Origin of the sequence: Enterobacter sp. CCUG 70166, from assembly GCF_020224095.1 — a bacterium.
GTDB classification, from domain to species: domain Bacteria; phylum Pseudomonadota; class Gammaproteobacteria; order Enterobacterales; family Enterobacteriaceae; genus Enterobacter; species Enterobacter intestinihominis.
Genome location: NZ_NRIQ01000011.1, coordinates 230,626 through 256,076 on the forward strand (window position 1 = coordinate 230,626; position 25,451 = coordinate 256,076).

General features: G+C 52.0%; 33 protein-coding genes and 1 pseudogene. 30 read left to right on the forward strand and 4 right to left on the reverse strand.

Going from position 1 to position 25,451, the window contains the following annotated elements:
- The first annotated feature begins 31 nt into the window (after positions 1–31).
- From CKK19_RS06125 to CKK19_RS06235, 23 genes and pseudogenes are all read left to right on the forward strand, one after another.
- On the forward strand, positions 32–961 hold the full coding sequence (locus tag CKK19_RS06125) for a LysR family transcriptional regulator (protein ID WP_063853502.1): 930 nt from the start codon (positions 32–34) through the stop codon (positions 959–961).
- A gap of 63 nt (positions 962–1,024) precedes the next feature.
- Positions 1,025–1,291 carry a DUF1778 domain-containing protein gene (locus tag CKK19_RS06130; RefSeq protein ID WP_003857131.1) on the forward strand — a complete coding sequence of 89 codons (267 nt, stop codon included), beginning with the start codon at positions 1,025–1,027 and terminating at the stop codon, positions 1,289–1,291.
- Positions 1,279–1,764: a GNAT family N-acetyltransferase gene (locus tag CKK19_RS06135; protein WP_063853497.1), complete on the forward strand. Its 486-nt coding sequence runs from the start codon at positions 1,279–1,281 to the stop codon at positions 1,762–1,764. The genes CKK19_RS06130 and CKK19_RS06135 overlap by 13 nt, the downstream gene beginning before the upstream one ends.
- A 372-nt stretch (positions 1,765–2,136) precedes the next feature.
- Positions 2,137–2,427 carry a hypothetical protein gene (locus CKK19_RS06140; protein ID WP_131701660.1) on the forward strand — a complete coding sequence of 97 codons (291 nt, stop codon included), beginning with the start codon at positions 2,137–2,139 and terminating at the stop codon, positions 2,425–2,427.
- Positions 2,428–2,435: 8 nt separating this feature from the next.
- The gene (locus CKK19_RS06145) at positions 2,436–2,957 is read left to right on the forward strand and encodes a hypothetical protein (protein WP_047352973.1); all 522 of its coding nucleotides are present in this window, start codon (positions 2,436–2,438) and stop codon (positions 2,955–2,957) included.
- Positions 2,958–2,964: 7 nt separating this feature from the next.
- The gene (locus CKK19_RS06150) at positions 2,965–3,687 is read left to right on the forward strand and encodes a hypothetical protein (RefSeq protein WP_047352966.1); all 723 of its coding nucleotides are present in this window, start codon (positions 2,965–2,967) and stop codon (positions 3,685–3,687) included.
- Positions 3,688–3,698: 11 nt separating this feature from the next.
- A complete protein-coding gene (locus CKK19_RS06155) occupies positions 3,699–3,980 on the forward strand; it encodes a helix-turn-helix domain-containing protein (protein ID WP_047352965.1) in 282 nt (93 codons plus the stop codon).
- Complete coding sequence (locus tag CKK19_RS06160; protein ID WP_223863105.1) at positions 3,977–4,243, forward strand: hypothetical protein; 267 nt, start codon at positions 3,977–3,979, stop codon at positions 4,241–4,243. Before CKK19_RS06155 ends, CKK19_RS06160 begins: the two co-directional genes overlap by 4 nt.
- Complete coding sequence (locus CKK19_RS06165; protein WP_047352964.1) at positions 4,230–4,598, forward strand: hypothetical protein; 369 nt, start codon at positions 4,230–4,232, stop codon at positions 4,596–4,598. Before CKK19_RS06160 ends, CKK19_RS06165 begins: the two co-directional genes overlap by 14 nt.
- 29 nt (positions 4,599–4,627) lie before the next feature.
- The gene (locus tag CKK19_RS06170; protein ID WP_225455057.1) at positions 4,628–5,290 is read left to right on the forward strand and encodes a DNA cytosine methyltransferase; all 663 of its coding nucleotides are present in this window, start codon (positions 4,628–4,630) and stop codon (positions 5,288–5,290) included.
- Positions 5,291–5,331: 41 nt separating this feature from the next.
- Positions 5,332–5,733 (forward strand): annotated as a pseudogene (locus CKK19_RS06175) (dATP/dGTP pyrophosphohydrolase domain-containing protein); the annotation flags it as partial.
- Positions 5,714–6,649, forward strand: coding sequence for a tyrosine-type recombinase/integrase (locus CKK19_RS06180; protein WP_225455058.1), 936 nt, complete (start codon positions 5,714–5,716; stop codon positions 6,647–6,649). The pseudogene CKK19_RS06175 and the gene CKK19_RS06180, both read left to right, overlap by 20 nt.
- Entirely contained in the window at positions 6,646–6,903 is a 258-nt protein-coding gene (locus tag CKK19_RS06185) for a hypothetical protein (protein ID WP_225455059.1), read from the forward strand. Before CKK19_RS06180 ends, CKK19_RS06185 begins: the two co-directional genes overlap by 4 nt.
- A gap of 1,082 nt (positions 6,904–7,985) precedes the next feature.
- Positions 7,986–8,936 (forward strand): hypothetical protein, encoded by a 951-nt coding sequence (locus CKK19_RS06190; protein WP_047352960.1) that lies wholly within the window; start codon positions 7,986–7,988, stop codon positions 8,934–8,936.
- On the forward strand, positions 8,933–9,646 hold the full coding sequence (locus CKK19_RS06195) for a hypothetical protein (RefSeq protein WP_047352959.1): 714 nt from the start codon (positions 8,933–8,935) through the stop codon (positions 9,644–9,646). Before CKK19_RS06190 ends, CKK19_RS06195 begins: the two co-directional genes overlap by 4 nt.
- 2 nt (positions 9,647–9,648) lie before the next feature.
- Positions 9,649–10,026, forward strand: coding sequence for a hypothetical protein (locus CKK19_RS06200; protein ID WP_225455060.1), 378 nt, complete (start codon positions 9,649–9,651; stop codon positions 10,024–10,026).
- A gap of 214 nt (positions 10,027–10,240) precedes the next feature.
- Complete coding sequence (locus tag CKK19_RS06205) at positions 10,241–10,588, forward strand: hypothetical protein (RefSeq protein ID WP_225455061.1); 348 nt, start codon at positions 10,241–10,243, stop codon at positions 10,586–10,588.
- Positions 10,575–11,984 carry a baseplate protein gene (locus CKK19_RS06210; protein ID WP_225455062.1) on the forward strand — a complete coding sequence of 470 codons (1,410 nt, stop codon included), beginning with the start codon at positions 10,575–10,577 and terminating at the stop codon, positions 11,982–11,984. The genes CKK19_RS06205 and CKK19_RS06210 overlap by 14 nt, the downstream gene beginning before the upstream one ends.
- On the forward strand, positions 11,984–12,739 hold the full coding sequence (locus CKK19_RS06215; RefSeq protein ID WP_225455063.1) for a hypothetical protein: 756 nt from the start codon (positions 11,984–11,986) through the stop codon (positions 12,737–12,739). Before CKK19_RS06210 ends, CKK19_RS06215 begins: the two co-directional genes overlap by 1 nt.
- Positions 12,732–12,965 carry a phosphoglycolate phosphatase gene (locus CKK19_RS06220; protein WP_225455064.1) on the forward strand — a complete coding sequence of 78 codons (234 nt, stop codon included), beginning with the start codon at positions 12,732–12,734 and terminating at the stop codon, positions 12,963–12,965. Before CKK19_RS06215 ends, CKK19_RS06220 begins: the two co-directional genes overlap by 8 nt.
- Positions 12,962–13,198, forward strand: coding sequence for a hypothetical protein (locus CKK19_RS06225; RefSeq protein WP_225455065.1), 237 nt, complete (start codon positions 12,962–12,964; stop codon positions 13,196–13,198). Before CKK19_RS06220 ends, CKK19_RS06225 begins: the two co-directional genes overlap by 4 nt.
- Positions 13,198–13,830, forward strand: a complete 633-nt coding sequence (locus CKK19_RS06230) for a hypothetical protein (RefSeq protein ID WP_225455066.1) — start codon at positions 13,198–13,200, stop codon at positions 13,828–13,830. Before CKK19_RS06225 ends, CKK19_RS06230 begins: the two co-directional genes overlap by 1 nt.
- 85 nt (positions 13,831–13,915) lie before the next feature.
- Positions 13,916–14,185, forward strand: a complete 270-nt coding sequence (locus CKK19_RS06235; RefSeq protein WP_225455067.1) for a hypothetical protein — start codon at positions 13,916–13,918, stop codon at positions 14,183–14,185.
- A 15-nt stretch (positions 14,186–14,200) separates the two neighbouring features.
- Here the strand turns inward: CKK19_RS06235 and CKK19_RS06240 are convergent, their stop codons facing one another.
- The 4 genes from CKK19_RS06240 to CKK19_RS06255 form a co-directional block, all read right to left on the reverse strand.
- Entirely contained in the window at positions 14,201–14,635 is a 435-nt protein-coding gene (locus CKK19_RS06240) for a tail fiber assembly protein (protein WP_225455068.1), read from the reverse strand.
- 2 nt (positions 14,636–14,637) lie between these two features.
- The gene (locus CKK19_RS06245) at positions 14,638–15,885 is read right to left on the reverse strand and encodes a hypothetical protein (protein WP_225455069.1); all 1,248 of its coding nucleotides are present in this window, start codon (positions 15,883–15,885) and stop codon (positions 14,638–14,640) included.
- 113 nt (positions 15,886–15,998) lie between these two features.
- Positions 15,999–16,517 carry a Ref family recombination enhancement nuclease gene (locus CKK19_RS06250; protein ID WP_225455070.1) on the reverse strand — a complete coding sequence of 173 codons (519 nt, stop codon included), beginning with the start codon at positions 16,515–16,517 and terminating at the stop codon, positions 15,999–16,001.
- Positions 16,518–16,534: 17 nt separating this feature from the next.
- Positions 16,535–18,103, reverse strand: coding sequence for an ERF family protein (locus tag CKK19_RS06255; RefSeq protein WP_225455071.1), 1,569 nt, complete (start codon positions 18,101–18,103; stop codon positions 16,535–16,537).
- 296 nt (positions 18,104–18,399) lie between these two features.
- Between CKK19_RS06255 and CKK19_RS06260 the strand changes: the two genes are divergently transcribed.
- The 7 genes from CKK19_RS06260 to CKK19_RS06290 all read left to right on the forward strand — a co-directional run bounded on the left by CKK19_RS06260 (position 18,400) and on the right by CKK19_RS06290 (position 25,440).
- Positions 18,400–18,753: a hypothetical protein gene (locus tag CKK19_RS06260; RefSeq protein WP_150317089.1), complete on the forward strand. Its 354-nt coding sequence runs from the start codon at positions 18,400–18,402 to the stop codon at positions 18,751–18,753.
- Positions 18,754–18,995: 242 nt separating this feature from the next.
- Positions 18,996–19,541: a hypothetical protein gene (locus CKK19_RS06265; protein ID WP_225455072.1), complete on the forward strand. Its 546-nt coding sequence runs from the start codon at positions 18,996–18,998 to the stop codon at positions 19,539–19,541.
- Positions 19,528–20,937 carry a PBSX family phage terminase large subunit gene (locus tag CKK19_RS06270; RefSeq protein WP_225455073.1) on the forward strand — a complete coding sequence of 470 codons (1,410 nt, stop codon included), beginning with the start codon at positions 19,528–19,530 and terminating at the stop codon, positions 20,935–20,937. Before CKK19_RS06265 ends, CKK19_RS06270 begins: the two co-directional genes overlap by 14 nt.
- Positions 20,934–22,313 carry an anti-CBASS protein Acb1 family protein gene (locus CKK19_RS06275; protein ID WP_182382112.1) on the forward strand — a complete coding sequence of 460 codons (1,380 nt, stop codon included), beginning with the start codon at positions 20,934–20,936 and terminating at the stop codon, positions 22,311–22,313. Before CKK19_RS06270 ends, CKK19_RS06275 begins: the two co-directional genes overlap by 4 nt.
- The gene (locus CKK19_RS06280) at positions 22,300–23,661 is read left to right on the forward strand and encodes a phage minor head protein (RefSeq protein ID WP_225455074.1); all 1,362 of its coding nucleotides are present in this window, start codon (positions 22,300–22,302) and stop codon (positions 23,659–23,661) included. Before CKK19_RS06275 ends, CKK19_RS06280 begins: the two co-directional genes overlap by 14 nt.
- Complete coding sequence (locus CKK19_RS06285) at positions 23,633–24,649, forward strand: DUF2213 domain-containing protein (protein WP_047352942.1); 1,017 nt, start codon at positions 23,633–23,635, stop codon at positions 24,647–24,649. Before CKK19_RS06280 ends, CKK19_RS06285 begins: the two co-directional genes overlap by 29 nt.
- On the forward strand, positions 24,649–25,440 hold the full coding sequence (locus CKK19_RS06290; RefSeq protein ID WP_047352941.1) for an Ig-like domain-containing protein: 792 nt from the start codon (positions 24,649–24,651) through the stop codon (positions 25,438–25,440). The genes CKK19_RS06285 and CKK19_RS06290 overlap by 1 nt, the downstream gene beginning before the upstream one ends.
- Positions 25,441–25,451: the final 11 nt, after the last annotated feature.

Genomic DNA, 25,451 nt, shown 5'->3' on the forward strand with positions numbered 1-25,451 from the left:
CGCCTTATCTGAATATGCAGGGAGGAAGGAGATGTCCGAACCCGATTTTAATTTGCTGATAGCACTCGACATATTGCTGAGTGAAGCGAGCGTGGCAGGCGCGGCACGTCGTCTGAACCTCAGCACCTCGGCAATGAGCCGGACATTAAGCAGGTTACGCGACGTCACTGGCGATCCGATTCTGGTGCGCGCCGGACGTAACATGGTACTGACCCCGTGGGCCGAAGCGACCCGGGACCGTGCCAGGCGTGCAGTGCACGAGGCCAGGGCGGTATTACAGCCCTCAACTGAAACGTTCAGCGCGCGAAGTCTGGCGCGACTTTTTACCATCAGGGCAAACGATGGTTTTGTGGTGGCGTTTGGGCCTGCGCTTATAGCGGCTGTGGCCGACGCCGCGCCGGACGTCTGTATACGCTTTGCGCCTAAGCCGGAAAAAACATCGCGCTATCTTCGGGAAGGGCTGGTTGATCTGGAGATTGGCGTCCAGAGTAATATGGGGCCTGAAATACGGCTGCAACGACTGTTTGAGGATCGGTTTGTGGGCGTCGTGCGTAAGGGGCATCCGCTGGCTAAGCAGGCAGAAATAGGGGTGAAGGATTATGTCGCCTGGGGCCATGTGGTAGCGTCACCCGAGGGTGCACTGCACGGATCCGTTGACGATGCGCTGGCCGAACTCGGAACAAAACGTAAAATCGCGAGCGTCGTACCGGGATTTCCGACGGCGCTGTCCGTGGCGGTGGCATCGGATCTTATCGCCATGATACCCGCTCTCTATTTACTCAATCAGCAGGTAACGGACCAGGTACAGGTTTTCGAGCTGCCGTTGAAAAGCCGTCTAATTACGGTATCACAGATGTGGCACCCAAGAATGGAACGCGATCCCGCGCACCGCTGGCTGAGAGAGCAAATTCTTGCGATATGCAGAGTGAAGAGGTCAGACATGATTAAGGGACCTGTATAGCGATTGCTATACGCGCCGCTTATGCTATGCTTGTAAAGCAATTGCTATACAAGAGGTATACCCATGAAATCAGATGTTCAACTCAATCTTAGAGCCAAAGAATCCCAGCGGGCGCTTATCGATGCCGCCGCAGAGATCCTCCATAAATCACGTACTGACTTCATTCTGGAGATGGCCTGTCAGGCAGCCGAAAATGTGATCCTCGATCGGCGTGTATTCAATTTTAACGATGAACAGTATGCAGAGTTCATTGATATGCTTGATGCCCCGGTCGCCGACGATCCTGCCATAGAAAAACTGCTGGCAAGGAAACCTCAGTGGGACGTGTAACCGCCCCAGAGCCCTTATCCATCGTCCATCAACTGGCGGAGTTCGTCAGTGGAGAGGCCGTACTTGACGAATGGTTAAAACAAAGAGGTCTGAAAAACCAGGCGCTTGGCGCAGCCCGAACGTTTGTCGTTTGTAAAACGGGCACAAAGCAGGTCGCGGGATTTTACTCTCTGGCTACCGGCAGCGTTAACCATACGGAAGCGACAGGTAATTTGCGGCGTAACATGCCGGATCCCATTCCCGTGATTATTCTTGCCCGTCTGGCTGTCGATGTCTCAATACGCGGAAATGGGTTGGGAGCCGATTTACTCCAGGATGCGGTTTTACGCTGTTATCGGGTAGCAGAGAATATTGGGGTGCGGGCGATCATGGTTCATGCACTCACTGAGGACGCCAAAGCGTTTTATATCCACCATGGTTTTAAAGCATCGCAGACTCAGGAACGGACACTGTTTCTCAGGCTTCCGCAGTAGCGATAAAGGGAAGGGGTAAATGCGATGAGCTTATCTGTTTGCGCAGGTATAAAAACCCATGAAGAAATCCCGCCGGTAGCGGCGGGATTTTTATGGAATGAATGTTCAGCGCGTCTGGCTAATAAGCTTGCGCCAGACTCTGTTATGCAAAGTAAATAGCAGCATCCTATAGAAAGCGGTAGAGAGGATACAGCTGCCGCTAAGCCCAAGCATGACAATACTAGCATTTATGATTCCAACCTTAAGACTTAGATAATAGCAGCGTTAACTCAGCGTTCAAATCACAAACTCATTATCACCATAGTGCATTTAACATAATATACATTCCATCGGTTCGTGACATGGTATCCCTACTTTTTATAGGGTCATGTTATGGCGGTTTTAGGCGTAAAGTTAACTAAAAGCAGCAACATCAAGCATGTTGTTAGCGCTTTGCTATTGATTTGTGGTCGGATGGGTGAGGGCGATAACGTAGCCCACCTTTTCGGCGATGAAGCTTCCAAAATATCCCCCTTTGATTACGTCCAGGCCTTGCCTGTTCGTACTGCAAAAATCCTTTCTGAAATTTCCCGCCGTGGCATGGCTTTTCACGTTGCGCCACACAGCGGAAAACACGGCATTTTCATTGCCAAAAATTACAAATCTCTGGAAAAGAACACGTGAGGGAAATCATGCACGATTTTGCGCTGGTATTTCGTCATGCCTGGGAGCTGGCAAAAAAAGGGGCCGCAACTTACGGCGGGTCTGCGCGTCAATATTTCCGTGAGTCTCTGCGTCTCGCGTATGACGGTTTGAAAAGGAACGTAACGGCACGTGACCTTGTGAAAATAATGATTAATCGCAGGCTTTCAGTAAGCCAGATATGCGAGGAGGTTAACGCCAGATTTCAGCGCCAAACGGCTAAGAATATCGCTCGTCGAATCTGGAATATGTTTCGATCCCCATATGTGGAAATTGAAAAGAATAAATGCCCTGAGACAGGGAAATTCCTTTATCACCTGAAAAAAGCACAAAAGAATTTCTTTGTTAGCGGGGCCATTACTCGCGCATTGAAATCTGTCAGGCCAGAAAAAAAGAAAGCAGTGAAACCACGACCAGCCATGTCAAAAGAAGAAATAAACGCATGCAGGCTGGCTAACGCATTCCATAACGCGCTGCGAACTGGCGTGTACGTCGAACCGAATTTAATTTGAGGAAGATATGAAAAGAGCAACGCAGATTATCCAGTTTCGCGCAGATGAAGACACTTACGCCCGTGCGCAAGAGCGAGTGAAGAGTGGTGGTTTGCTGCTGCCTGACGTGATGCGCGCGGCGCTAAAGTCCGTGGCTGATGCGGACGTCTCGCCTTTGGCTGACTTAATCAACGGCGTTTCATCTGGCAGCGATTATCTTAATCAGGCGTGGCTTTTTCAAAAGTGTCACGAATTATTTGAATACCGAGACGGCGGTCTTTTCCGTAAATCCAGAAAAGGAATGGGTGAGAAAGGTACGCCAGTTTACGTTAGAACGCGTGAGGGTGAGGAGTGCGTTTTAATTCAGGGAAACCATTACCCATTAAAAGATATTGTCTGGCTAATGGCGAACGGAAGCATTGCCGGAGAGGTGGAGTATAAAAACCCGCACAGGGTAAACATGAAACACTCAATTGAAAACCTGATGGTAAATGCCGCGCCAGAAAAAGAAGTGTTTCTAACAAAGTATTTAAAAGGATCTGAAAAGATCGACGTTATTAAATCAAAACAACGAGCGTTTGTTTTCGACACGTCTAAAGATGAAAGCGCAAAAAAAGTAATTGAGAAATTAATTAACACAGAAAAAACAGTGCCGCTACTTTTGCGCGGGGATGACGACTGGGTTGCATCACGAACAGCGATTCACGCCTTTAAGCTGGCTGATAACCAATACGTTCTAAGCATTTCATAAGGGGCTTTCCGATGAATGAAAACGTTAAACAGGTAATGGCAGAAAAGCGCCGCATGACCATTGGTCAATTAACTGACCTTTTGATAAGTGGGAATCTGCGTCGTGAATTGCGCATGAGCAAGGAAGATTTTTCCACGCTGGTAGGTGTTATGCGTGCCACGGTTCGCCGGGTGGAAGGGTTCGAGGGTACGCCAAGCATGCGCATGGTGCTTAACACCGCTGCAGCCCTGCGTATTGGTATTGAGTTCCCGGAATGCGGGAAGGTTGAAGTAGTGCCGAGAAGGGCCAAATGATGCGCAGATACATCATAACGGATGCCGACATATTCCAGGTATTCCAGCGCTGGTCGAGCCCTGATTTAAAGAATCAGAAGATGCACACCAGCTTCATCCGTGAGGCGCTGTGCCGCCAACATCCAGATAAGGCGATCCTCCAGTATGACGTGCGCCAGAAGATGAAAAGCATGGCGACGCGCGGTCTGGTTACAGAGGTGCGCCTGGCCCCGAACGCAACGGCTTGGATGATTACGCAAGGTGATTCAAATGGACAAAATTAAGACCAAACGCAACGAGCGCCGTCTCTCTAAAAGCTTCATTGAAGAGGGTTTGAAGCTGGTAGCCGATCGCGCCGAACGTGAGGGCGTGAGCAAAGGCACCGCCAGCCGCCACGCTGCCGCTATCCGTGGTGTTACCCCGGCGTTGGGTGGAGTTAAAACCCGCGTAACCAATCCGGGTGCGTGGGTGGCTCTGTACGCCCGCAGTGATGCTACCTCTACGGTCATCAGCAACATGAAGTTTACCGCCGTCATCTTTGAATGGGCTGGCGAACAGGACTACGAAAACGCGAGCTTTTACGCTCGCATTGCAAAGGCGATCCGCACGGCGCTGGCTGTGCGAGGCGAGACAAATTAAGTCGAGCGCCTGATAACGGAGAAAACAATATGGTCATTTGGTCGCTTTTCGATGGTTCGGGGATTATGGGTTTGCCGTGGGCTGAGGCCGGGCATGATGTTTACTGCTTTAACGCAGACGAGGGGAACCATGGTGCGTATCACATCAAAATGCAGCATGAAAATTTGCACTACGTGAATTGCTGGATTAGCGAGAATTTCGCATATAAACCAGAACTGACGGGAATCCCAAAACCGCAGATGATTTTCGCCTTCCCAGATTGCACGGATTTAGCCGTGTCAGGTGCAAAGCATGAGGGGCATACATCACTGGACTCAGTGAAGCATGCTCAGATGGTGGAAAAAATGGCTGAGGAGTTCGGCGCGGCGTGGATGGTGGAGAATCCAGTAGGGAAAATGTCAACGCACTGGCGGAAGCCTGATTATTACTTCAATCCCCACGAATACGGAGCGCACCTGCGTCCCGACGAGGGTTCCTATCACCCCAAAATGCCAGCGTGTGACGGCTACACAAAGAAAACGTGTATCTGGGCTGGGGGTGGGTTTGTCATGCCAACGAAAAGGCCTGGGCCGATAAACATCGGTTGTTTTTGGGGGTGGAAGTCATTGGGCGGCAATAGCGCCAAAACAAAACAACTCCGCTCACTAACTCCGCGCGGCTTTGCACGTGCTGTATTTGAGGCAAACAAATAATGGAATTCACCAAAGAGCAGTTAATCGCACACATCGGCAAAATGACGCTGGTTGCTAATGAAGTAATTGAAGAACTACCGGAGGCGTACGCGCTACGCGCACGCCGGGATATTGCCGTGTACGAAATCGCACTGGCAGCACTAACGGGGTCATCAGCGGAGCGCGAACAGATTCGGCACAAGCATGCTGAGTGGTCACAATCTGCATTCGGCAGTGTTGGTCCGGTCGGGCCGCTTAAGCATCTGTCACAGGAGGCGTTGGAAGCCGCCGCAGCGCCAGAAGATTTAAGCGAGTGGGCTGACATGCAATTTCTGTTATGGGATGCACAGCGCCGCGCAGGTTTAAGTGATGAGCAGATTACCCTGGCGATGATTGAAAAGCTGGAGATAAACAAGGCTCGTCAGTGGCCGGAGCCAAAAGACGGTGAGCCAAGATTGCATATCGCAGCAGTACCTCGACAAGAAGGTGGTAGCGATGCTGAGTGATTTACTGGTAATGGTTGACCGCCGCGCCAGGGCGGTCAGTTTGCGCGAAAAAACCATCATTAACGAGCGTCACGCCGTGCGCATGCTTGAGCCGGTTCTCTCGCTGGGGGTTCGCGCCGCCAGCGTGCCGGACACATGGATCCGTTACGCCGACCGCTGCATTGATGATGGTCTTGCCGCCTCAACAATCCGCCAGCGCATTGACTGTGTGGCTGCGGTCGTCGCCTGGGTGATTCACGCTGATATCAAATTTAAACCCGCCGCGCCGGGTTCGCTGGGGCGCATGCTGGATGCTATGCGCACCGCCGCCCGTTCTATCGGTAAACGTATCAAAAGGCACCGTGCACTAAGCAAGCCGGGCCGCGTGAGCGTCACTGAATATGTTGATGTAGTTCGTGATATTGAATCGGTCAGAGAGCCTTACAGATGCGTACTGCGCCTGATGCTGTGCTTCGGTTTCAGGGTATCAGAAACGCTATCGCTTAAACGCACCTCCATGCTGGCGGGCGGTCGCCTGTTCGTGCCTGACAGACACACGAAAACGCATTCGGATCTGCTGCTGCCCGTTCCGCTTGAATACATACCTTTGGTAACTGAGTGGATAGGGGTGATTGAGGACTCAGAAATCAAATACAACACGCTTAATACGGTAGTGTCTCGCGCCGGGATTAAATGGCGCAGCCACGACCTGAGAAAGGTATTTCGTACAGCCTCAGCCGTTCGTGGAGAGGATTATTTAGCGGTGGAGTTAATTCTTAATCATGCAGTTAAAGATGTGCCAGCCGCTTATTTGCAGTCGCCGCCATATTCAGCGATGCGCAAAGCGCTAAAAAACTCTATTGATGATTATCTCAGCGTTAAGGTAGAAAAATGAAAACAGCGGCTATTAAAGACAATGACGTAATGTATAAAACAAATTATCCGCGTGGGTGTGCATTTAAATGCCTCCAGTTGCGCACTAATTTAAAAGCAGCGCCATCTATTTACCGCGTGGAATTAATCGACCGGAACAACGAGAAGATATTAATGGATGGTCGCCAGTTTCTGGCTGACGCAATGGCGCTTTATACCGATTTATGCACGCTCAGCGCCTCAGAGGTTGAAACGGCGTTCGCCAGCATGTGCTGACCTCCTGATGATGTGATAACAGCCCGGCTAATGCCGGGTTTTTTGTGCCTGAAAAACGCCAGGCGGCGACATGAGCATGTGAATATATTGTTAAATTCACAGCAACATAAATTCAACATCTTAATGTTACAAATGTAACGTAGAACGTGAATAAATTGTTATGTGGATAAAAATAAACGAACCACAAATCAGAGGGATAAACAGTGATGCATATCAACAATTCGGGAATAAACGCTAAAAATAATTAATTTCAATATTATCAATAACATATATAAATTGATTGTTTTGCATGCGATTTATGGTCATTTTTTGATGTCCACAACTTGTAATTTGAGACGGAAGAAAATTAAAAAGTTTTGACTGTGAAATGTGGCTGATATTTCAAGGGGATGGAGGGGTGAGGCAAACGGATATATAAGGTTTGACAGTGCGACCTAATGTCGAAAAGTGGTCATTAAACCAGCAAAGAAGGCCAAAGTATTAATAAGTGTTTCAGGCAGAAACAAAGCCGGGAAAATTACACCACAACAAAAACTAACCCATTCAAATACATAACTGCATTATTACGACATTTGATAATGGTTTGACTCAGATATGTTTCCGCAATCTGGTATGACCATCGCCATTAACATATTGACACGCCATAATGCAGACAGGGCGAAAAATGGAGAGGTGGAGAGAGAGGGGGAGGCGAAACCCATTAAACCCGCACCGGGCTTGTTTCCGTCGCCTGCTGGGGTCGAATAATCATTTTTAAGCGTTCTGGCGAAACGGGCAATAAATTATCCGTTTAATTATGTTAGAGCTGTTACATATTATCTGAGCGAAAAGCGAGCACTACAAAACCAACAAAATAACAACAATAAAGTTGGCACGATTAATGTTATCCACATTGAAAGGCAATGCTGGCGCGGCTTGAGGGCGATATTGACCGCTAACATGATTCATGCAGGGTGCAATTATTTAATAGTTATCCACAGTTCAAACCTTGAGCCATATATTGACAATCGTTACCGCTGGCGGAGTTTCTGTAATTAGCCAGGTGCATGCCTAAAAATCACTCCTATATAAGGAGGCGATTTATGGCTTACGGCTGGCAGTACGAGATAACTGTTTTCTGCACCGATGGTGAGACGATCCACATTGACGGCGTTGATGTGGATTTTTCCTGTGTGCGCGATGACGAGAAAGAGCCGAACGAGGCCGACTTAACTATCTGGGGGCTGACACCTGAGACGCATAACGCGATCGTTCAGGCTGGCTCTATGGTCACGTTTGCAGGTGGCTATATAGATGAAGGGATGTTCACGCTGTTCCAGGGTGAACTCATCAGCGCCGTGAACGTTAAACCCGGCGAGGTTTACGGCCTGAAAATGAAGCTGTACGAGGCTCTTATCCCGTTCCGCGCCAGCGTCACATCACGCAAGTTCCGTAAGGGGCAATCTCTCAAGGAAGCGATCGCGCAGGTCGCCTCTGATATGGGGCTGGGTTGCCAGCTGTCAAAAGCGGCCGCTGCGCTAACTCTCCCCAAAAACATCAGCGCTGCGGCGCTATCCCGCGACGTTCTGACGAGTCTTTGCCGCCCGGTAAACGCCACGTGGTCACTCCAGTACCAGTCGATTGCAGTTACAGCTGGTGATTCCATCTTTGATGGTGCTGCCGCGTTCTCTCCTGACAGCGGGTTGCTGGGCGTTCCGCTTCTCAAAATCCATACCCCGAAACGTAAAAAGAAAAAGCCGTCAGAGAAAGAGCAGATCCAGGCCAAACACGAAAAGAGCATCAAAACGTATGCCTGGCCCCCGAAAAATTCGCAGGTGGATTACAGCAAAGGCGCACGTCGCCAGATAGGTGTAATCGAGGCCATTACGTGGGAGTCACTGCTGCGCGGTGGTGTGGAGATAGGTGAAAAAGTGGTGCTCTCTTCCCCGTCGATGGGTGAGAGTTGGGAGATTATCGTCAAAAAAATCTCTCACCGGTTCAGCACCAGAGATTCCCAGCCCCGCACAACTTCATGGGAGGGAATTATCGCATGAGAGCGGCAAGCCAAATCGCGGCCATCGTTGACCAGGCGCTTAACTCTGCGCTGTTCGCACTGGAGGCAAAGATTGTCTCTGTTAAGGGTGGTCGGGCAACCGTCAAGCCAACACCTAAACGCACCTTTGGTGATAACCCGGATCCTATTGAGTACGCCGAGGTAGAAAACGTCCGGCTGGTGTCTCTCGTCTGGGATGGCGGAAAGTCCGGCGTATCCGGTCGGGTTAAGCCTGGTGATGAGTGCCTGCTTATCGCCTTATCCCACGGTGACGACGACGAACCAGACCACAAAACACTGTCCTCAGCCGTGGCGTTCTGCGGCTTTTCCGACTTCGCCAGCCATCAGATGCCGGATGGTGCAGGGCTGCGCGTATTCAGCGGCAGCGCGTTTATCGAGTGGGATGACAACCACATTAAAGCCGCAACAGGCGGTGGCGCTGAGATCGTAATGGATGGCGACAAAATCAATTTTATCGCGCCGGGTGGTCATGACTTCACAGGCCCAGCCCGTTTCCGTGATGACGTGACTATGGATAAAGGTTTGAAGCAAGGAGAGTCCAGCGGCGCTAAAGCGGAATTTGGCGGCGATGTAGATATTGCAGGAATCAGCAAAGCGGCAGACCACGACAGCGACGGTATTTCCGGTAAAGACCATGACCATATGGAACAGGGCGACGGTAAGCCCACCAGCAAACCACGAAGGAATTAATCATGAAACTAAACGACCAGGCTGCACAAATTGCTCTTTCTAATCGCGGTTTTCTGATGGCTGGCGACTACACGAAAGAAATCGCCAAAGGCGACATTATTAGCGTAACCGAACGCACCGGGCTTGTGGTTGAGCAGGTGGAGTGCGTGCCTCTCATTAACGCGCCCCTGACTATGGTGATGGCGACCTGCCGTGACTGCAAAGACCAGTACATGCCGTTTTACTGCGATCTGCCTTTTGAGCTTCCGCACCAGGCAGCTATGGCGCAGATGCTGAACGATGCGGGTGAGGGCTTTGACCTTGATGACCTGCTGGATATTGAGTCACTTGATGCAGCGGTGACGATCGTTCACCTGGAGCAATGGCGGCACACCGAATGAATATCACAACCGTTCAGTATCGGCATGGTGTTAAAGGGTGCTTCATTTCGAATGAGCGCCCGGCACCTGGCGAACCGTTAACACTGGTAATGCCTACCTGCCGTGGTAAACGAATAATCCCGGTCGGGCATGTTGAACGCACAGAGGCAGTTGGCGCGACCCGCTGTCTCGTTTGGGTGTCGAAGCTGACAGCCGTTGAGGGGATGGATTACTGATGCTGGACATAATGCAGGATGACTACGGGGTGGTCCTCGTCAATGGAGATTTTGTGCTGGATGGCGGCATTGATGGCATTGCGCAGCAGGCCGAAATCCGCGTAGCCACAAACCGGGGTGAATGGTGGCTGGATACGTCGCAGGGCTTGCCATGGCTCCCTGGCATCATGGGGTCAAAACTCCCGGCCTCTATCGTCTCCAATATGATTAACGCAGAAGCGAAACGCACAGTTGGCGTTTCGGATGCCAGGACAACAACCATCAACGATGTGAAGGGTGATTACACGATCCGTTTTGCTGTTTACATCGGCAATGAGAGCAAAGAGGTGACCAGTGGAATTAGTTAACGACAGCGGCTGGCATGGCGCCAGATTGCCGGAGATACGCGGCGATAAATTCGAGAAGCTGAAAGGGGCGCTGGGAAACGTCAACCCTGATGGTGATTCGTTAATCGGGCAAACAATCGCGGTTGTTGCTGAAGATGACCTCAACATCATTGAGGCGATCGGCTGGGTGTTTGCTGGTTTCTTCATTTCCGAGGGTGAGGGAAAGCAACTGGATGCCTTTGGTGAGCGGTTCAACCTTCCCCGCAACGGGTTAATGCGATCCTCTGCTTATGCCGTTTATTTGTTGCAGCCAGGGCAGACCGTTCCAGCAGGGCAGCTATTCACTATTTCCGGCAGTGCTGGCGACTGGACGACTACCGGCGACGTAAAAGAGAACGGCAAGACGGCAGCAGGCTTTGTGCTGTCGGTTAAGCAGGCTGCAATCACTCCGGGTAACACGTTCACCATTTCGATATCCGGCAAGCCCTATTCCACGCAATTTCAGACAGGTGACACGTCAAGCGCCATTATCAGCCGACTGTACGCAGATATCGTATTGAAAGAGCCGTCACTGGCGACCTATACAACGGCATACGGACAGATGCTCTATGCTGCTGACGGGCGCTCGCTGATTCAGTTCTCCTTTTCTGATGATGTATTCCAGATCGTCAGAGCCGGTATTCCGGCCACCGCATGGTATCAAAGCGATACTGAGTTCCCGCAGGCGCTTTTCGGGTATGTAGCAACGGATGACATCCTTGTACTTTCGAACGGTTTGAAGGGTTATCTCATTGAGGATGATGAGATTTACAGACCGCGCTTACAGGCGGCAGCAGCCGCAGGCCGAGTGAACATCAGTTCATCACGACCGGGCATCAAAAATGCGATCCTGGCTGTTGATGGCGTGACTTACGCGGATGTTGTGGTCAATCGGGATTTCACGACCAATGCCGATGGCGTGCCGGGTAAGTCGATTCAGGCGTTTGTGGCTGGTGGGGTGGATAATGATATCGCTCAGGCTATTTACAACGCAGCGGCAGGTGAATGCGGCTTTTATGGGGATGTGTCCGGCACAGCGACTGACGGAACCACAACCGAAACAGTGTATTTCAGCCGTCAGAGCTATCAGTTGGTTTACGTATCGGTGTCTGATGCAAAATGGGATGCAGAAACGACGGGCAAGCCGGCGGATTACATCAGCGTTGCGAAAAACACCGTGACTGCGTATTTCTCGCAGCTCCAAGTCGGGCGCGATGTGTTTGCTGGTCAAATTTATGCCCGTTTGCTGTCTGCGCTTCCGACGCTGACGGACATCACCGTCACTGTTGGCAAGACGTCAACGCCTGCTGACAAAACCGTTGCGATCGGCAGTGGGATAATTGCTGTTACCAATAATTCGTCAGTGGCGGTGTCGTAATGGAGCCGGTAATCAAAGCACCATCACAGCTGGCAAAAGAGCGCTTTACCTCAAAGGTGCGCAAGCAGCGCAACATCGACCTGGTGGCCGGACTAAAATCTAGTAATGCGGATATGGTGGCGGCTATCGAGTACCTGAAAAAAGGCTATTCACTGGACGATACAACAGGCCTGTTATTGGATGCGCGGGGTGAAGAATATGACATTTTGCGTGATGGTCGTGACGATGACGAATACCGAATGGCACTGCGACAGGCAATGGGAAGCCAGTCCGTTTCCGCGCAATCCAGACCATCTATCGGAGCATACATTCGCCAGCTTTATAGAGTGACATGGCTGGCCCTGGATAAAGTGGGTCTCACCACTGGTGCGGTGGGGGCCGCGTTCAATCGCGTACCATTCCGCATGGTATTTGTGCAGTGTGGGGCAATGGCTCCGGATATCGAGCTGCCAGAGACTCTGGTTTCTGCCACGTTCGGCGCGGATATCTACAGTGCAGCCACGCCACCAAACGTAAACCTTGTGCCACATTCCCCCATGTTTCCCGGCAATGTTTTTCCTGCGGTCTGGGCTGGAATAAAGTATGAGCGCACGCAAAAGACCGTCAGGGCGACCAACACAAAGGGGATCCGCGTGACGGCAACAAAATCACTTCTGACGCGCATTGAAGGAACAAAAACGCAGAACGGAACCGAACTTGTGGAGCCGTTCAACACTCTCGTTACTGTAAAAAAGGTGAAGGTGCTTAATGGATAGTTGGGCGGCAACAGACAAGATTTACGCCGGGCAAGGTGGCGCGGATATCCCAAATCGTCAGGAGCCATCACAGGAAAAGCAGGCGTCAGGTTTTGCGCCAACCTATTTTGACTCACAGGGAAACCTGGTGTTTGGCGATGGCATCAGCGCACAGGAGATGAACTTCATTTTGAATGACCTGTACGGCAAATACAAAGCGCTGCTGGCGCGAGTAAATCAGCCATGAACAGCTTTGCGACTATTGACCGCATTTACCCGTTTAACGGTGGCGCGTATGCCAGCAAGAAACAGCCATCAACAACTACGCGTTCGGTGGGATTTAAGCCCACTTACCTGGACACAAGCGGGAATCTGGTGAAGGGCGATCCAGTAGATATGGCCGAGCTTAATTACATCTTTAACGACCTGTACGAGAAGGCCGCAAACATTGACCGAATTTTAACGGCTAAGGGGAAATAATGGCCTTAACATCTGATGAACTAGTTGCCATATCTGACCTGGCGAAAGCGGCACTCGACGACACAAGTATTGTGCCAGATTGGGTGCTCCCTGCTGAGATAAGGGGAAGCACAGCGCCAATTAATGGCATTCCGTACCAACAGCAGACGATAGACGTGTTTGGCGGCTTGCTGGCTGGCACATGGTCGCTCAAGTTTCAGAACCCGTTACAGCGCGTTGTGTGCGATCTGGAGATATTCCACGGTGATAACTCTCCAGTTAACGGCGTGCCTGATTTATCGGCGCTACAGTTGACTGTTTCCGGGTTCGATAAGGCGGTTATCTTCTGCCCGGCCAAAACCGCCACGGATACCGCGCCAGCTAATTACTTTGGGCTCACGGTGTCAGGCGTAACGCCGGTATATAAGCTGGGTGGCAAAAGACGCTTTCTGGAGCAGTCCGGGCTGGTTGTCATCCCACTGACCGTCATTCTTTTGTCTACGCAACCGCTGACCAGCCAGGAAACCAGCCGCGCTCTGTCGGTTACACTCAAGCGCAAAAACGAAACGCAGATGACCATCGCGCCGGTAATCAGTGGCATGGTATACAGCAACCCGCTGCCGTCAGCGCGTGATATTGCCCAGGCATCATGACCGCTCAGAAATAAAAATGTCATTCTGACAGTTTGTGACAACATACCCCCGATTTGTTATCAACATTTCGGGGGTTTGTCTTTTTATGAAAGTGACGACGAGAAAAAAGCCGGTTTTCAAAGATTTTTACCGCAACGGCATGTTTGCCCGCGTGGTAGCGACCAGGACAGAAACTGGCAAGTGGCGACTGTTCGGCCTGCACCGTTCGGCGGATGCGGCGGTATTTGTCGAGGCGGCGCGAGGTGGGATCCGGGAGTGGTCAGGGTTAAACCACCTAGGTGATTTCTGCGATTCGATAGGAGTTACGCTGTGGGAGGTTCACCACAAAGGGGCGAAAAAAGAAGAGACCGCATAAGCGGCCTCAATATGTTTAGTTGTCAGGTTGGGGTGGCCACGCAAAATCTTCAGCAAGGGCTGACTCACCGCTGATAGATTTAACTAGCCGTTTATAGGCCATCCACGCTGAGAGTTTTTCGCGATCCTCATCGCTGATATCGCCCAGTGCCAGCTCAGTTCTCCAGTCTGCCGTTACTGTGTCAACTTCAAAAAGCAACTGCTGGCGCTTTGCTTCGACCAGCGCAATAAGCTCAGGCATCGTCACTGTCGGTAAGTCAGCCCAAACAGGCAACCCATCAGGTCCAGGTTGACGAACTTTCCCAGCGGGAGTGGCGCATGTAAATTCAACAAACAACTCTCTGTCAACCTCTTTACCATCATCAGGCCATGTTCCTGCGGCCTCGTAATCAGAAAACATATCAACAGGATAGAAAGCATTATTTTTTGCGCTGTAGATAAATTCTTTCATTGTTAAGCTCCAATAGCTTCCCAGGCGACGCTCACGGCCATACCCTGGGTTATAGTTTTGTTTGTCAGATTTACAGCGACGGCCTTAATTCGAATCTGATTCCTGTCTATAGCTTCCGCTGAAGCAAAGCAGGGAGTGTCGGTCAGCGTTGAAGTGCCATTCACGCGGCAGTTCAACACGCCGTTCGGGAATTGAATAGCAAAGGAGTCAATGCCGACATCGGCATTACCATTTGCGGCCGGGATAGTTATAGTTCCCCATTGTCTCAGCAGGCCATTTGGCTGGCGCTCATAACCCTTAGCTACTGCTGATACCGGAAAAGCGCTCATGTCAGGCAATTGCCCTGCGCTTGTTCCTACATATTTGGTCGCAGCAGATCCAAGCTCTAATGCAGTTCTTCCGCCAGCAGCGTCTGTGGCCCCCAGACCGCCCCGCGATAATGGCAGAGGGATAACTTTTCCGGTTGAATCAAGCACCCCCCAATCACCATGCTTATCTATGAAAATAAAAGCTGGCGCACCAGGCGCGGACATTGTCGATCTGTTTTCATCTGAGCCAAAATTAGCCACCCCAAGTTGCACCCTTGCACCGAGCAGTGTATTTGCCCCCGTCCCTCCGTTGGCAATAGCTAAAGGTAAGGGGTTACCTGCGGAGTCCTGAACTCCCCAGTGTCCATCGTCATCAATGTATAAATAAACTTTTCCATCAGGTGAGGACATGGTGGTGAGCGTCCCGTCGCCGCCAAAAGACGCAATCTCTAATTTCACCCTTGCGCCCAACAGGGTATTTGCTCCAGTTCCACCATTGGCAAGCGCTAATGGCAATGGGTTACCCGCCGAATCCTGCACTCCCCAGTGACCGTCTGGCGTGATGTAAAAAAATACCCCACCGTTGGGAGCGGAAACGCTGGTGAAATTGCTATCAGTGTGAAAAGCGCCTAATTCGAGGTTTTGTCGTGCCAGTGCCGGATTAGGTAAATCAGCAAGGTTACGCTCTTTTGCCAAGGGGCCTTGCCAACCAGTCCATGTATTTCCGTTCCATGTAGATACCAGGCATATCAAAGCATCACTGGTAAATGTTCGGCGGAGTGGAGATCCTGAGTGAACGGTGAGCGCTCCGCCTTGACTGTCAGGTGAGGATGAGTTCGAAGGGGGAATTAAATAGATACCCGGTTGTAAAATCGCGTTAATGTCATCTGCTGCACCAACATCAGACTTCATCATCATCGCGCCATAGTTGTTTTCGGACATAAGCACCTCATAAATAAATGTCAGGTGCGATTAAAAGCGATGGAGGATAGTGCATACAGTAAACGGACGAGCGGTAACGCCGCCAGGTAGTGCTGGCGGCTATGGCAGAGGTTTCAGGCTATCATTTCAAGGCAAAGCGCGTAGAGGTGCTCCTGGGTGCCATTTAGCGCTTCAAATTCAGCTTTACCGCCGCAGGTGCCGTCAGCATGAACAGGAACCAGCCATGGATAAATGGCGCGCACTGCCGCTGGAGCTGCGTGCTGGTGGTGACAGTCACATAACGAGAGTATATAAGCGTGAGCGCCGTCTGCTGTCCTGCCGTCAATATGATGAATCGTTGCATTATCATTCGTCACACCATGTACATAACAGGCAATGCAGGGAAGGGATCCGATTTTACCCATAACGTGTCGTTCCGCTGCGGTAGGAGTCCTACCTTTCAACCCGCGACATTTAATGGGTTTATTTTTTGCCCGTTCAGCGCTTTTAATTTGCCGCTCGTGCTGCTTTTCATACTGCTCGGCACGCCATTCCGGGTCTGCCTGCTTCTCTCGCTGGCGGGTGATTGCCCGTACCTGATACTCACGTTGTTTTTCAAAGTGACGCTGTAACTTTTCCTGTGCAGTTTTCATGACCTTTACCCCACATGTTAGTAAGGCATGTCTGATTCAGGAACGTACACAGGAAACTCACTGGAGAGCTCGTCAGTCTCCACATAGAGGATTAGCGTATCCACGTATCCGGCTGTATAGACGTCGCAGCGGCTGGCAATTTCATGAAGTTGCTGGAGCTTTGTGTCAGTGCTGGCGTTGCCGCGTGCAATCTCAATGGCGATAGCCGCTTTCTGCGACATCTGGTCGGCATCATTGACAGGTTCGTCGGAATCAATATCGTCAGCCAGTTCGTGCGCGATCGTCATCTCAGGCTTTGCCAGTGCCTCAAAACTTGCATTTCCTTTCATCAGAGAAAGGGTGTAGAACTCGCGGCAGGCGTTATGCCAGTTGCGGCGATGGTAACTGGTGTCATTATGAACCTCACGCATGTTGAGGCCAGCGTTAACATGAGATTCCATCAGCTGCATGGCTATTTCTGTAATTTCATCTTCATGGCCTTCCTCAATAACCCGCACAAATGCCTCTTCATCTTCACTGAGCGGTGTGCAGTCAGGAACAAACGTGCGAGGAGGAATGATTCGGTCACAGGAGTCGTATACGTTACTGTTATCAGCGGTGGACAGCGCCACTGTTGTCAGGGATTCGGCAATATCCATCGCTGTTTCAGCGCTGACGTGCTGGCCCGTACTGATGTCGATAAGGTCATCACCATCAACCCTGAACTGCCCGGCATCCTGATAAAAGCCCTGCCAGTGAACATCCGTAAGCCCGTAACGCAGGACGATATCCCGCGCCTGCTCTGCATCACTTTTCAGCCCATCGAGACGGGTGATTGTGTCCTCTGCGACTTCAGCAGGAGTGCGCAGGAATGGATTACGCGCTTTCGCCTGGGCGATGATAGCGGCCCCGGTAAACTCTCCAGCGGCAACCAGCATGTTGAGGATCGCCTCTGGTTTGGTGCGTGCGCTGGTGGTCGGTTTCCATTCGCGGCTGGTGTTGAGCGCACGCGCTTTCCGGCGCTCCTGCTTGCGGCTGGCCTGGTCGATATCGTCATCACCATCAGTGATGTCCAGAGCCTGGCGCAGACCATAGCGGCGGAAATAGGTGAACGTCGCGCCAACCTTCTGGCATTCATCCAGGCGCTTATCTTCTTTCATGTAAGCCGGGAGACGGAACGACACTTCTGTGTTGGTCGGGATATGCAGGAAGGTAGTCACCATCGCCAGCGGCAGCTCGTCGCCTTTCTCAAACTCTTGTCTAAGCATCAGGCCATGCTGATAAATCGGGTCACGCAGCATATCCAGCATCTGCGCCAGGCTAGCATGGGTAAAATCCAGTGTTTCGTTGTAGCTGTCGCGTTGTGGATTTTTCAGATCGTGAATCATGTGCGCCAGCGCTTCGTTAACGTTGGCGTATTGCTTGCCGGGGGCGACATAAACCTCAGGGGCAGTGAGGGGCTGATGCACTTCCTGATTTTCACCCTGATTTGAGGGCTTTTTAGCGGCGGGAATCATTGCGGCACTGGCATAGCCAGCAGCTTTTAAAGCGGTGATAGTGTGTGCCAGAAGTTCGGCTGCGTCTGGAATGGATAATAATGTAGCCATTTGGGGTGCTCCTTTGCATGAGTCTGAAGCCCACTTTTGAGATGGGCGGGGTGGAGCTCAAAACCGTGCAAAGTCGGCGGACTTATTACAGACGGAGAGGCCTGCTATTCGTCGCACTCCACCCCATAATTCAGCACTCATATGGCAAGAGCCACCAGAGCATAAATTCTGGGTACAAAAAAATCACGCTGACAGGGTGAAATGCCGCTTTGCAAAGGTGTTTTGAGCACCTTTATAGATCTTATTTGAACTACAAATTAGAATCAAGCAAATCAGCGAATGGCAGGGATAGAAAAGTGAAAACACCGGCTTATGCAGTCATTAAGGTGAATTCAGCAGGGGAAGCGAAAATAACCAAGCGGTGGGCTGCGGAGTGTGCAGGCGCTGCGTTGGCGGGTAACGAATCATGGCGCAGAGAGCGAAGGGGCGCGCGCATTGGGGGTATGCGTTACTTTAGGTTGAGGTGTTTATCTACTGATGGTGATATCTGGTGGGTAAACCCTGAGCATGTCGCGTTGGACGGTGTTGCTTTCCATATCAATGATTTATTCAATTGTCGGTGTTGCTTTGGTGAATGGCTTTTCAGCGCAAGCGAAGTAAGCCAGGCGGTAAAAGAGATCGCCTTAAGAAAGAGTACCGCTCACGCCTAATTTTGTTGTCTTTCTAGCAAATCAGCATAATCCCTTCCCGTAGCAGGCGGTTGCGAACTACCGTTTGCTGTCATCGGTCTTTACCTTTGCTTTGTTGATACAGCCATTGCTTTACTCTTTGTGATGTTGAGCCATTCCGCCCCCGGAGTGGCTTTTTTTTATTTGTACTACATGCCAGCGGTAACGCTGTTTTTGATCCTCCCATTTCCCCGATACGCTTCAAGCCTCACAAAGGGGGCGTTGTGACCATAAAGATAAGTAAGCGAGATGACTCATTTGCAAAGCTGGTGGCCGAAGAGCGCGAAGCGCCGGGGTTCAGCTATGCCAAATCACGGAGCAGAGACTACAAGGGTTTTAATGATGATTTCCAGGCTGAAAAGTTGCTCAAAGACAACGAAATACAGCAGGCCGTCAGCGTTTACCGAAAGCACATTATTGCCAAAGACATTGTTGGTCGGCAGGAGGCATTGATTGACCTGTCAGCCCGGTTCCGTGCGCCAGATGCTGCAACGGTAATGCTGGAATTGCAGGCGCTGGAAAAACAAAGGTTAGAGCCGGAGGTATTCCGCAGCCGTGTGGCAGCTATCGACACAAGAGCCGTAAAAAACATAAAGCGAACCAAGCACGGCTGGCAGGTGGAAGGGCTGGATAAGTCGAACCTGGCTGCGCGGATACTAACGCTGGCCGGAGTGGATGTCAGCAAGCCGATTTCAGACGAGGGCAAACGCATTGCGCGTGAAACTCTGACCGAAATTTACAGGGATATAGGTGACGATGACGGCGATTGAGGCTGCACCAGAACAGGATTTAGAGCGTCGAAGTTACTGGCTAAGCGAAAAAAAGAAAATGGCCGAGTGGCGGCGCACTATGCGTGCATTGACCACGAAGCCGCACCGCGTCAAATGTCTGCGCGGTGGCCGTGGTTCAAGTAAGTCGTGGCGCATTGCTGAGGCGCTTATTGAGCTGACTGTGCGTTATGACTTGCGTGTACTGTGTTTGCGCCGGGTGCAAAAGTCTATCGACGCGTCATCACACAAGTTGCTGGCAGATACGATCCGTCGCCTGGGTTATGAATCTGAGTTCACGGTAACGCAGAACAGCATCAAGGCTAAATCCGGTGCTGAGTTCCGTTTTCTGGGGTTTCAGTCGAACCTGGACAGCATCAAGTCCATTGAGGGCATCGACATTTGTTGGGTGGAAGAGGCGCACGCTATTTCTGCTGAGGCATGGGAAACCCTGTCACCGACACTGCGCCGTGAAGGTGCGGAACTGTGGATTACCTTTAACCCTGCGTTTGCCTGGGATGAAACCTACGTCAGGTTTGTGCTTAACGCTGAGGAAGACTGGTTTGTTGAAGAGGTGAACTGGTACCACAACCCATTCTTTAACTCGACGCTGGATAAAGAGCGCCTCTATACCCTGAAATATTACCCAGACCGTTACGACAACATATGGAATGGCGTACCGGTTAATGACCTGCCCGGCGCGGTAGTTAATCGCGGTCATCTTGAAAGACTGGTTGTTAAGCCGGATTCACGCCTTGCGAAAGCATGTCGCACGGGTGTTAAAACGGCGATTCTCGACGTTGCCGATGATGGTGATGATGATTCTGTGCTGGCGTTCTTTGACGGGCGTTTTCTTTACCGAATAGAGCGCCTCAAAGCGCGTGATACCGTGCAGTTGGCACAACAGGCGCTCAAACTGGCTACAGAGGAAGGTTGCGCGGTACTGATTTATGACTCTGTGGGTGTGGGTTCCGGCGTTAAGGGTGAGCTGAACAAATATGACGATTCTGAGATTGAATTCCGTAAGTTCGTCGCCCAGGGCGAGGTATTGCGTAAGTCATCCCGCTATCGAGGCGGCAGGCCAAACGGAGACACGTTTGAGAACCTTCGCGCCCAGGCGTGGTGGGCTTATCGTGATGCCGTCAATGACACAGTGCGTTGGCTGGATACCGACATTAAACCGCCTGATGGCCTGTTCGCTATTTCCAGCGACATTCCGCGCCGCTATCTCGATCGCATTCTGTCTGACTCCACCGGCGTTATGTGGGAAACCACGCCGGAGGACAAAATTAAAATTGAAGCCAAGAAGAAAGTTAAGCAGCGGCTGGGTGTGTCTACGGACTACGCCGACGCCATTTTCCCGCATCTGGTACGCATGAAATCAGGAATTATCCAATGACGAGTAAAACAAGCCTGATTCCCGTAGAGGGGATCCTGACCAAAGAGGGCGTGATGCCCGCGCAGTACAACCATGACGGCTACGTAAGCATGATGACCAGCGTTGCGGCGGGCGGTCTTTCGCAGGGCGCTGCCGGGATGGGGTCGCCAACAGCAAACCGCATGAAAGCCCGTTCTGCTGAGGGGATGATACCGCTGGTGGCGGCTATGGCGGCGGAAACGTCCGGCATTGGCTGGCGTATTATCACTGAGCCAGTTGCTGCGGCCATGCTGAACCAGTTCACGGTGGTCACTGATAACCCGGATGATGCTGAGAAAATTAAAGACCTGTTTGGTGATATGCGGGTGTGGCAGTGCGTTGAAAAGGCTGTTGTCTTAAAGCGTCATATGGGCTGGTCTGTTCTGGTCATGGGTGACGAGTGGGTGCGTAGCCACGGCGCAAACTGGATTACCCCATCTAATGACTGGTTCACCGATTATAACTCTCCGCTGTTCGGCCTGCCGGAGGGCTGGCGCATCCAGTTACGGAGTCCTATCGGCGGCGAGGTATTCATTGAACAGGAGGATTCTATTCTGTTCGGCGATCCGGAGTACCAGCCAATCTATGCGTGCGCCGGTATTGAGTTTGGTGCGCCGCTGCTAAGCAAGCCGTACGCCTCATTGCAGCGGCTGGGGCTGTCGCATGAGCTGATAATCAGCATCCTCTCGCTGTCGGTGCAGGATATCTACAAAAAAGAGGAGCTGGCGGAGGATTTAAAAACCGCGAAAGGTGAAGCGCAAGTCGCCCGGCGCATTGGTGGCATCGCTGCCACTCGTCACCTGAACGATATGATTGCAGTGGATAAAGACGAGTCTATCGAGCGCCTACAGACCGTCATGACCGGAACGGCTGACCTGGTAGATATGGCTATAAAACTGGTCTGCGCCGAAACAGGTTTCCCGATCGCAATGCTGGCAGAACGTAAGGGCGGGCTCTCGAATAGCGATACCAGCGCAGACGCGCAATGGCAGAATCTGGTTTCGCACATCACCACCAATGACATTATTCCGGCGCTGAAAAAGCTGGCGCTGCGCTACCTGGGTATCCGGGCTGAGTTCGTGCCGAACAAGAGCCAGGGGCAGATTGACCGTGAAGTTGAGCGGGATAAGAAAGTCGCTGAGACGGTGCAGCTTTACTACAACATGCGGGCCGTGACTAGTGAAGAGGCGCGGGCGACGGCGCAGGAAACCGGGGCTGTCGTCCTGCTGTCTACCAAAGCGCCCGCCACTGGCACCATAGATGACCAGAATGACGACGATTCAGACCAGAATCAGGATAAATCGAACCAGGGCGGCACCAAAGAGAGCCAGAGCGAGGCCAACAATGGCAAAGAGTGAGCCACGGTATGACGCGGGTTATCCGCTGGCGATCGAGTCGGTCTACGCTCAGCGCCTGGGTGACAGCGCCCGGCAATACGGTAAATGGGTTCGTGATGCCTGTTTAAAGACGTACCGCGCGATCGGGAAATCCGGTGCGGTCGTGAATACTGACGCGGCTGACGGTCGGGATATTTCAGCGGATGACCTGCTGGGTGAGCTGGTCACAGCGGCAACGGTTAAAAAAGTGCGCGTTTATATTCGTCAGCAGATGGGGAGAAACTTCTCGAAGCTGACCCGCGCAAAGCAGGAATCCATTATCCAAGCCGTTGCGATGGAGATTGCGCCGGATTCGGCGCTTTTCCTTCGGGCTATTCCCGCGCTGCTGAAAGATGGCGAGTTCGGCGCAGTACCGGCTTACGCAATCAGCGAGGTGCGCAGGCAATCGGCTATCAGCCTGGCAAAAGCCGTATCAAGGGCCAATAACACCACGCCTGATGCTTTTATCCGCGCCATCAACAAAACCGCCGATGACGTGCAGGCGGCGATCGTCAACGGTAAGTTTGGTTTTACCGACGCTTATTACGAAACCTATTACGAACGTTTCCGCGTTGACGGCGTGCCGCTTATCGACCTGAAAACGGGCGCAGCGGCAACGGCAGACACAGCCGGGGCGGTATCAAAGCAACTTCTGTCACTTACCGAAACCATGCGCGAGGCCAGCGCAGCGCCGTCGCTGGCCGCAATGGACGCCGCCAGCACGCAGGTGCTCAACTCAGCCGTTGACGATTTCAGGCTGATTATCCGCGCCGCTGCTGATGTGGATCTCGCCCCCGGCATCACGTTGCCGCATGAGAGCATGGCTGACCTGATATCCATTGATATCTACGACGGTGATAAAAAGCTGTTGCAGCAAACCTCTGACTGGCTGGATGCCAGCATGGGGAGAATGCAGAACGTCAGCGAAGAGGCATTGCAGCGCGGCATCAAGACCATGCAGCAGGGGCTGCGTGAGGGCCGGGGCGTTGACGATATCGCCAACAAACTTGCTGACGAAATGGAGATTCCCTGGAGACGAGCCCGCAACGTCGCCCGCAATGAGATTGGTAATCAGGCCTGGAATCTGGAGGAAGCCAACGCCCGCGTTGCCGGGATGAAATATTACCGCTGGCGCGGGATGTTAGACGAGCGAGAGCGAAAACTGCATGTTGTGCGGGAAGGACAGGCCTATACGCCGACCAGACCGCCACGAGACGGAAACCCCGGCCAGCCTCACGGTTGCCGTTGCTTCCCTGAATGGTTGTTCTCTGCGTCGGATGTAGCAGACGCGGAGAAAGAAATTGCAGCAAGAAACCCCAGTCAACAATGACGCAATCAGACAATGGACGATAACCCCCGAGGGTTATCTCCAGATTGATATCCCGATCGCCCGTCCGGGCGTGCTGGTTTATGACCGCAAACGCGGTGATGCATTCACGGCTAAAGAGTACCGCTCAGCCGATGAATTGTTTAACCAGGACTCAATGAATACCTTAATTGGCAAGCCTGTGACGGTGTCACATCCGCGCAATGGTCTGGTTACTTCCAAAAATTACCGTTCCGTTGCTGCCGGGGTTGTCACCGCCGTCATGCGTCAGGGCGACGAGCTTTTTGCACGCGCTTTGGTTCAGGACGAAAAGTCTATCCGGTTGATTCAGCAGGATAAGACATTGCGGGGCGCGTCGGCGGGTTATCAGTGTGACGAAAAACCCAAAGTAACGGGGCGATCTCCTGACGGGCAAGAGTACGACACGGCGCAAAAGGGGATTAATTACAACCACCTAAGCATCGTTCGTAACCCAAGAGTTAAAACAGCGACTTTCAATCTGGATGGTGAACCAATGGAATTAGAAGAGGCGTTAGCCGAAATTGAAACACTAAAAGCGAAAAATCAGACGCTGACTGGTGAACTTAGCACCGCGCGTGGTGATTTGATTAAGGCCAATAACCGCATTGTCAATATGGACTCAGCCAACGGCGAAGCCTATGACCGCGGCGTAGCTGACGGCCGTCAGGAGCATCAGCTTAAAGAAGCGGCAAAGCGCCTGAACATCAATACCGATAGCCTGGGTGATATCAACCTGGTTAAGCAAGCCATCATCAAGAAAGCCCACCCCGAAGTAAACATGGACGGCTGGAGCGACGAACAGACTGATGTTGCTCTGTCTATGGCGCTGGTGGCGTGCGGTAAGAAATTCGAACAAACCCCGCGTAACCCGCGCACCCCTAACAACGATGAGCAGGGCTCAGGCGCTAACTCTGCGCACCTGAACTATCAGGCTCGCACCTTCGGCCATAAAAAACAGGGCGATAAATAATGCAGCTGACCATTAAAAACGACTTTGACGCAGGTTTGCCGGGCGACCTGGCTGTACTGCCGTCTTTCCGTTCGTCTGCCCGCGTTTCCTCACACCGTGCTGGCGGTGATGTTGCGCCGGGTGACGCTGTCAAGCTGACCTCCGGCAACGATTCGACTGTTGTTGCACTGCCGAACAACGGCGCGGCTACTGATGCGATCGGCATTGCCGTTGGCGCACATTCCAACATGCCAGCCATGCCGGGCTTTGGCAGTAACGTCAAAATTGGTGTTGTCACTGTCAACTGTCCTATTGGCATTGTGGAAGAGGGGCCGATCCGCGTTGCAGTTAAATCCGGTGAATCTCCGAAAGTTGGCGACCTGGCTGTGCCAAAAGGCCGCAACACTACCACTGGTTACATGGAGTGGGGTGTCGCTGGCACCAGTGACAAGAGCCGTTTCCGCTTTGAGACACCTGTTCAGCGTGGCGGCACTGCGATCGTAATGGTCACTGACGGTGATTCGCTGGCAGCGGGATACCCGCATGACACACCAGTGACTGGCGTGGCCTTAGCACCGAAAACCGCTTCTAAAGCGGCTGGTGGCACTCAGCAACTGACGGCAACCATCAGCCCGTCCGGTGCAACCAATAAAGGCGTTACCTACCAGTCCAGCAATGCCAACGTTGCCACGGTTGATGCCAACGGTCTGGTTACTGTCGCTGCTGGCGCAACTGCAGCGCAGACCGCAACCATCACCGTTAAGACCGATGATGGCGGCTTTACTGACACTGCTGTGATTACCGTCAGCTAACAGGGAATAAA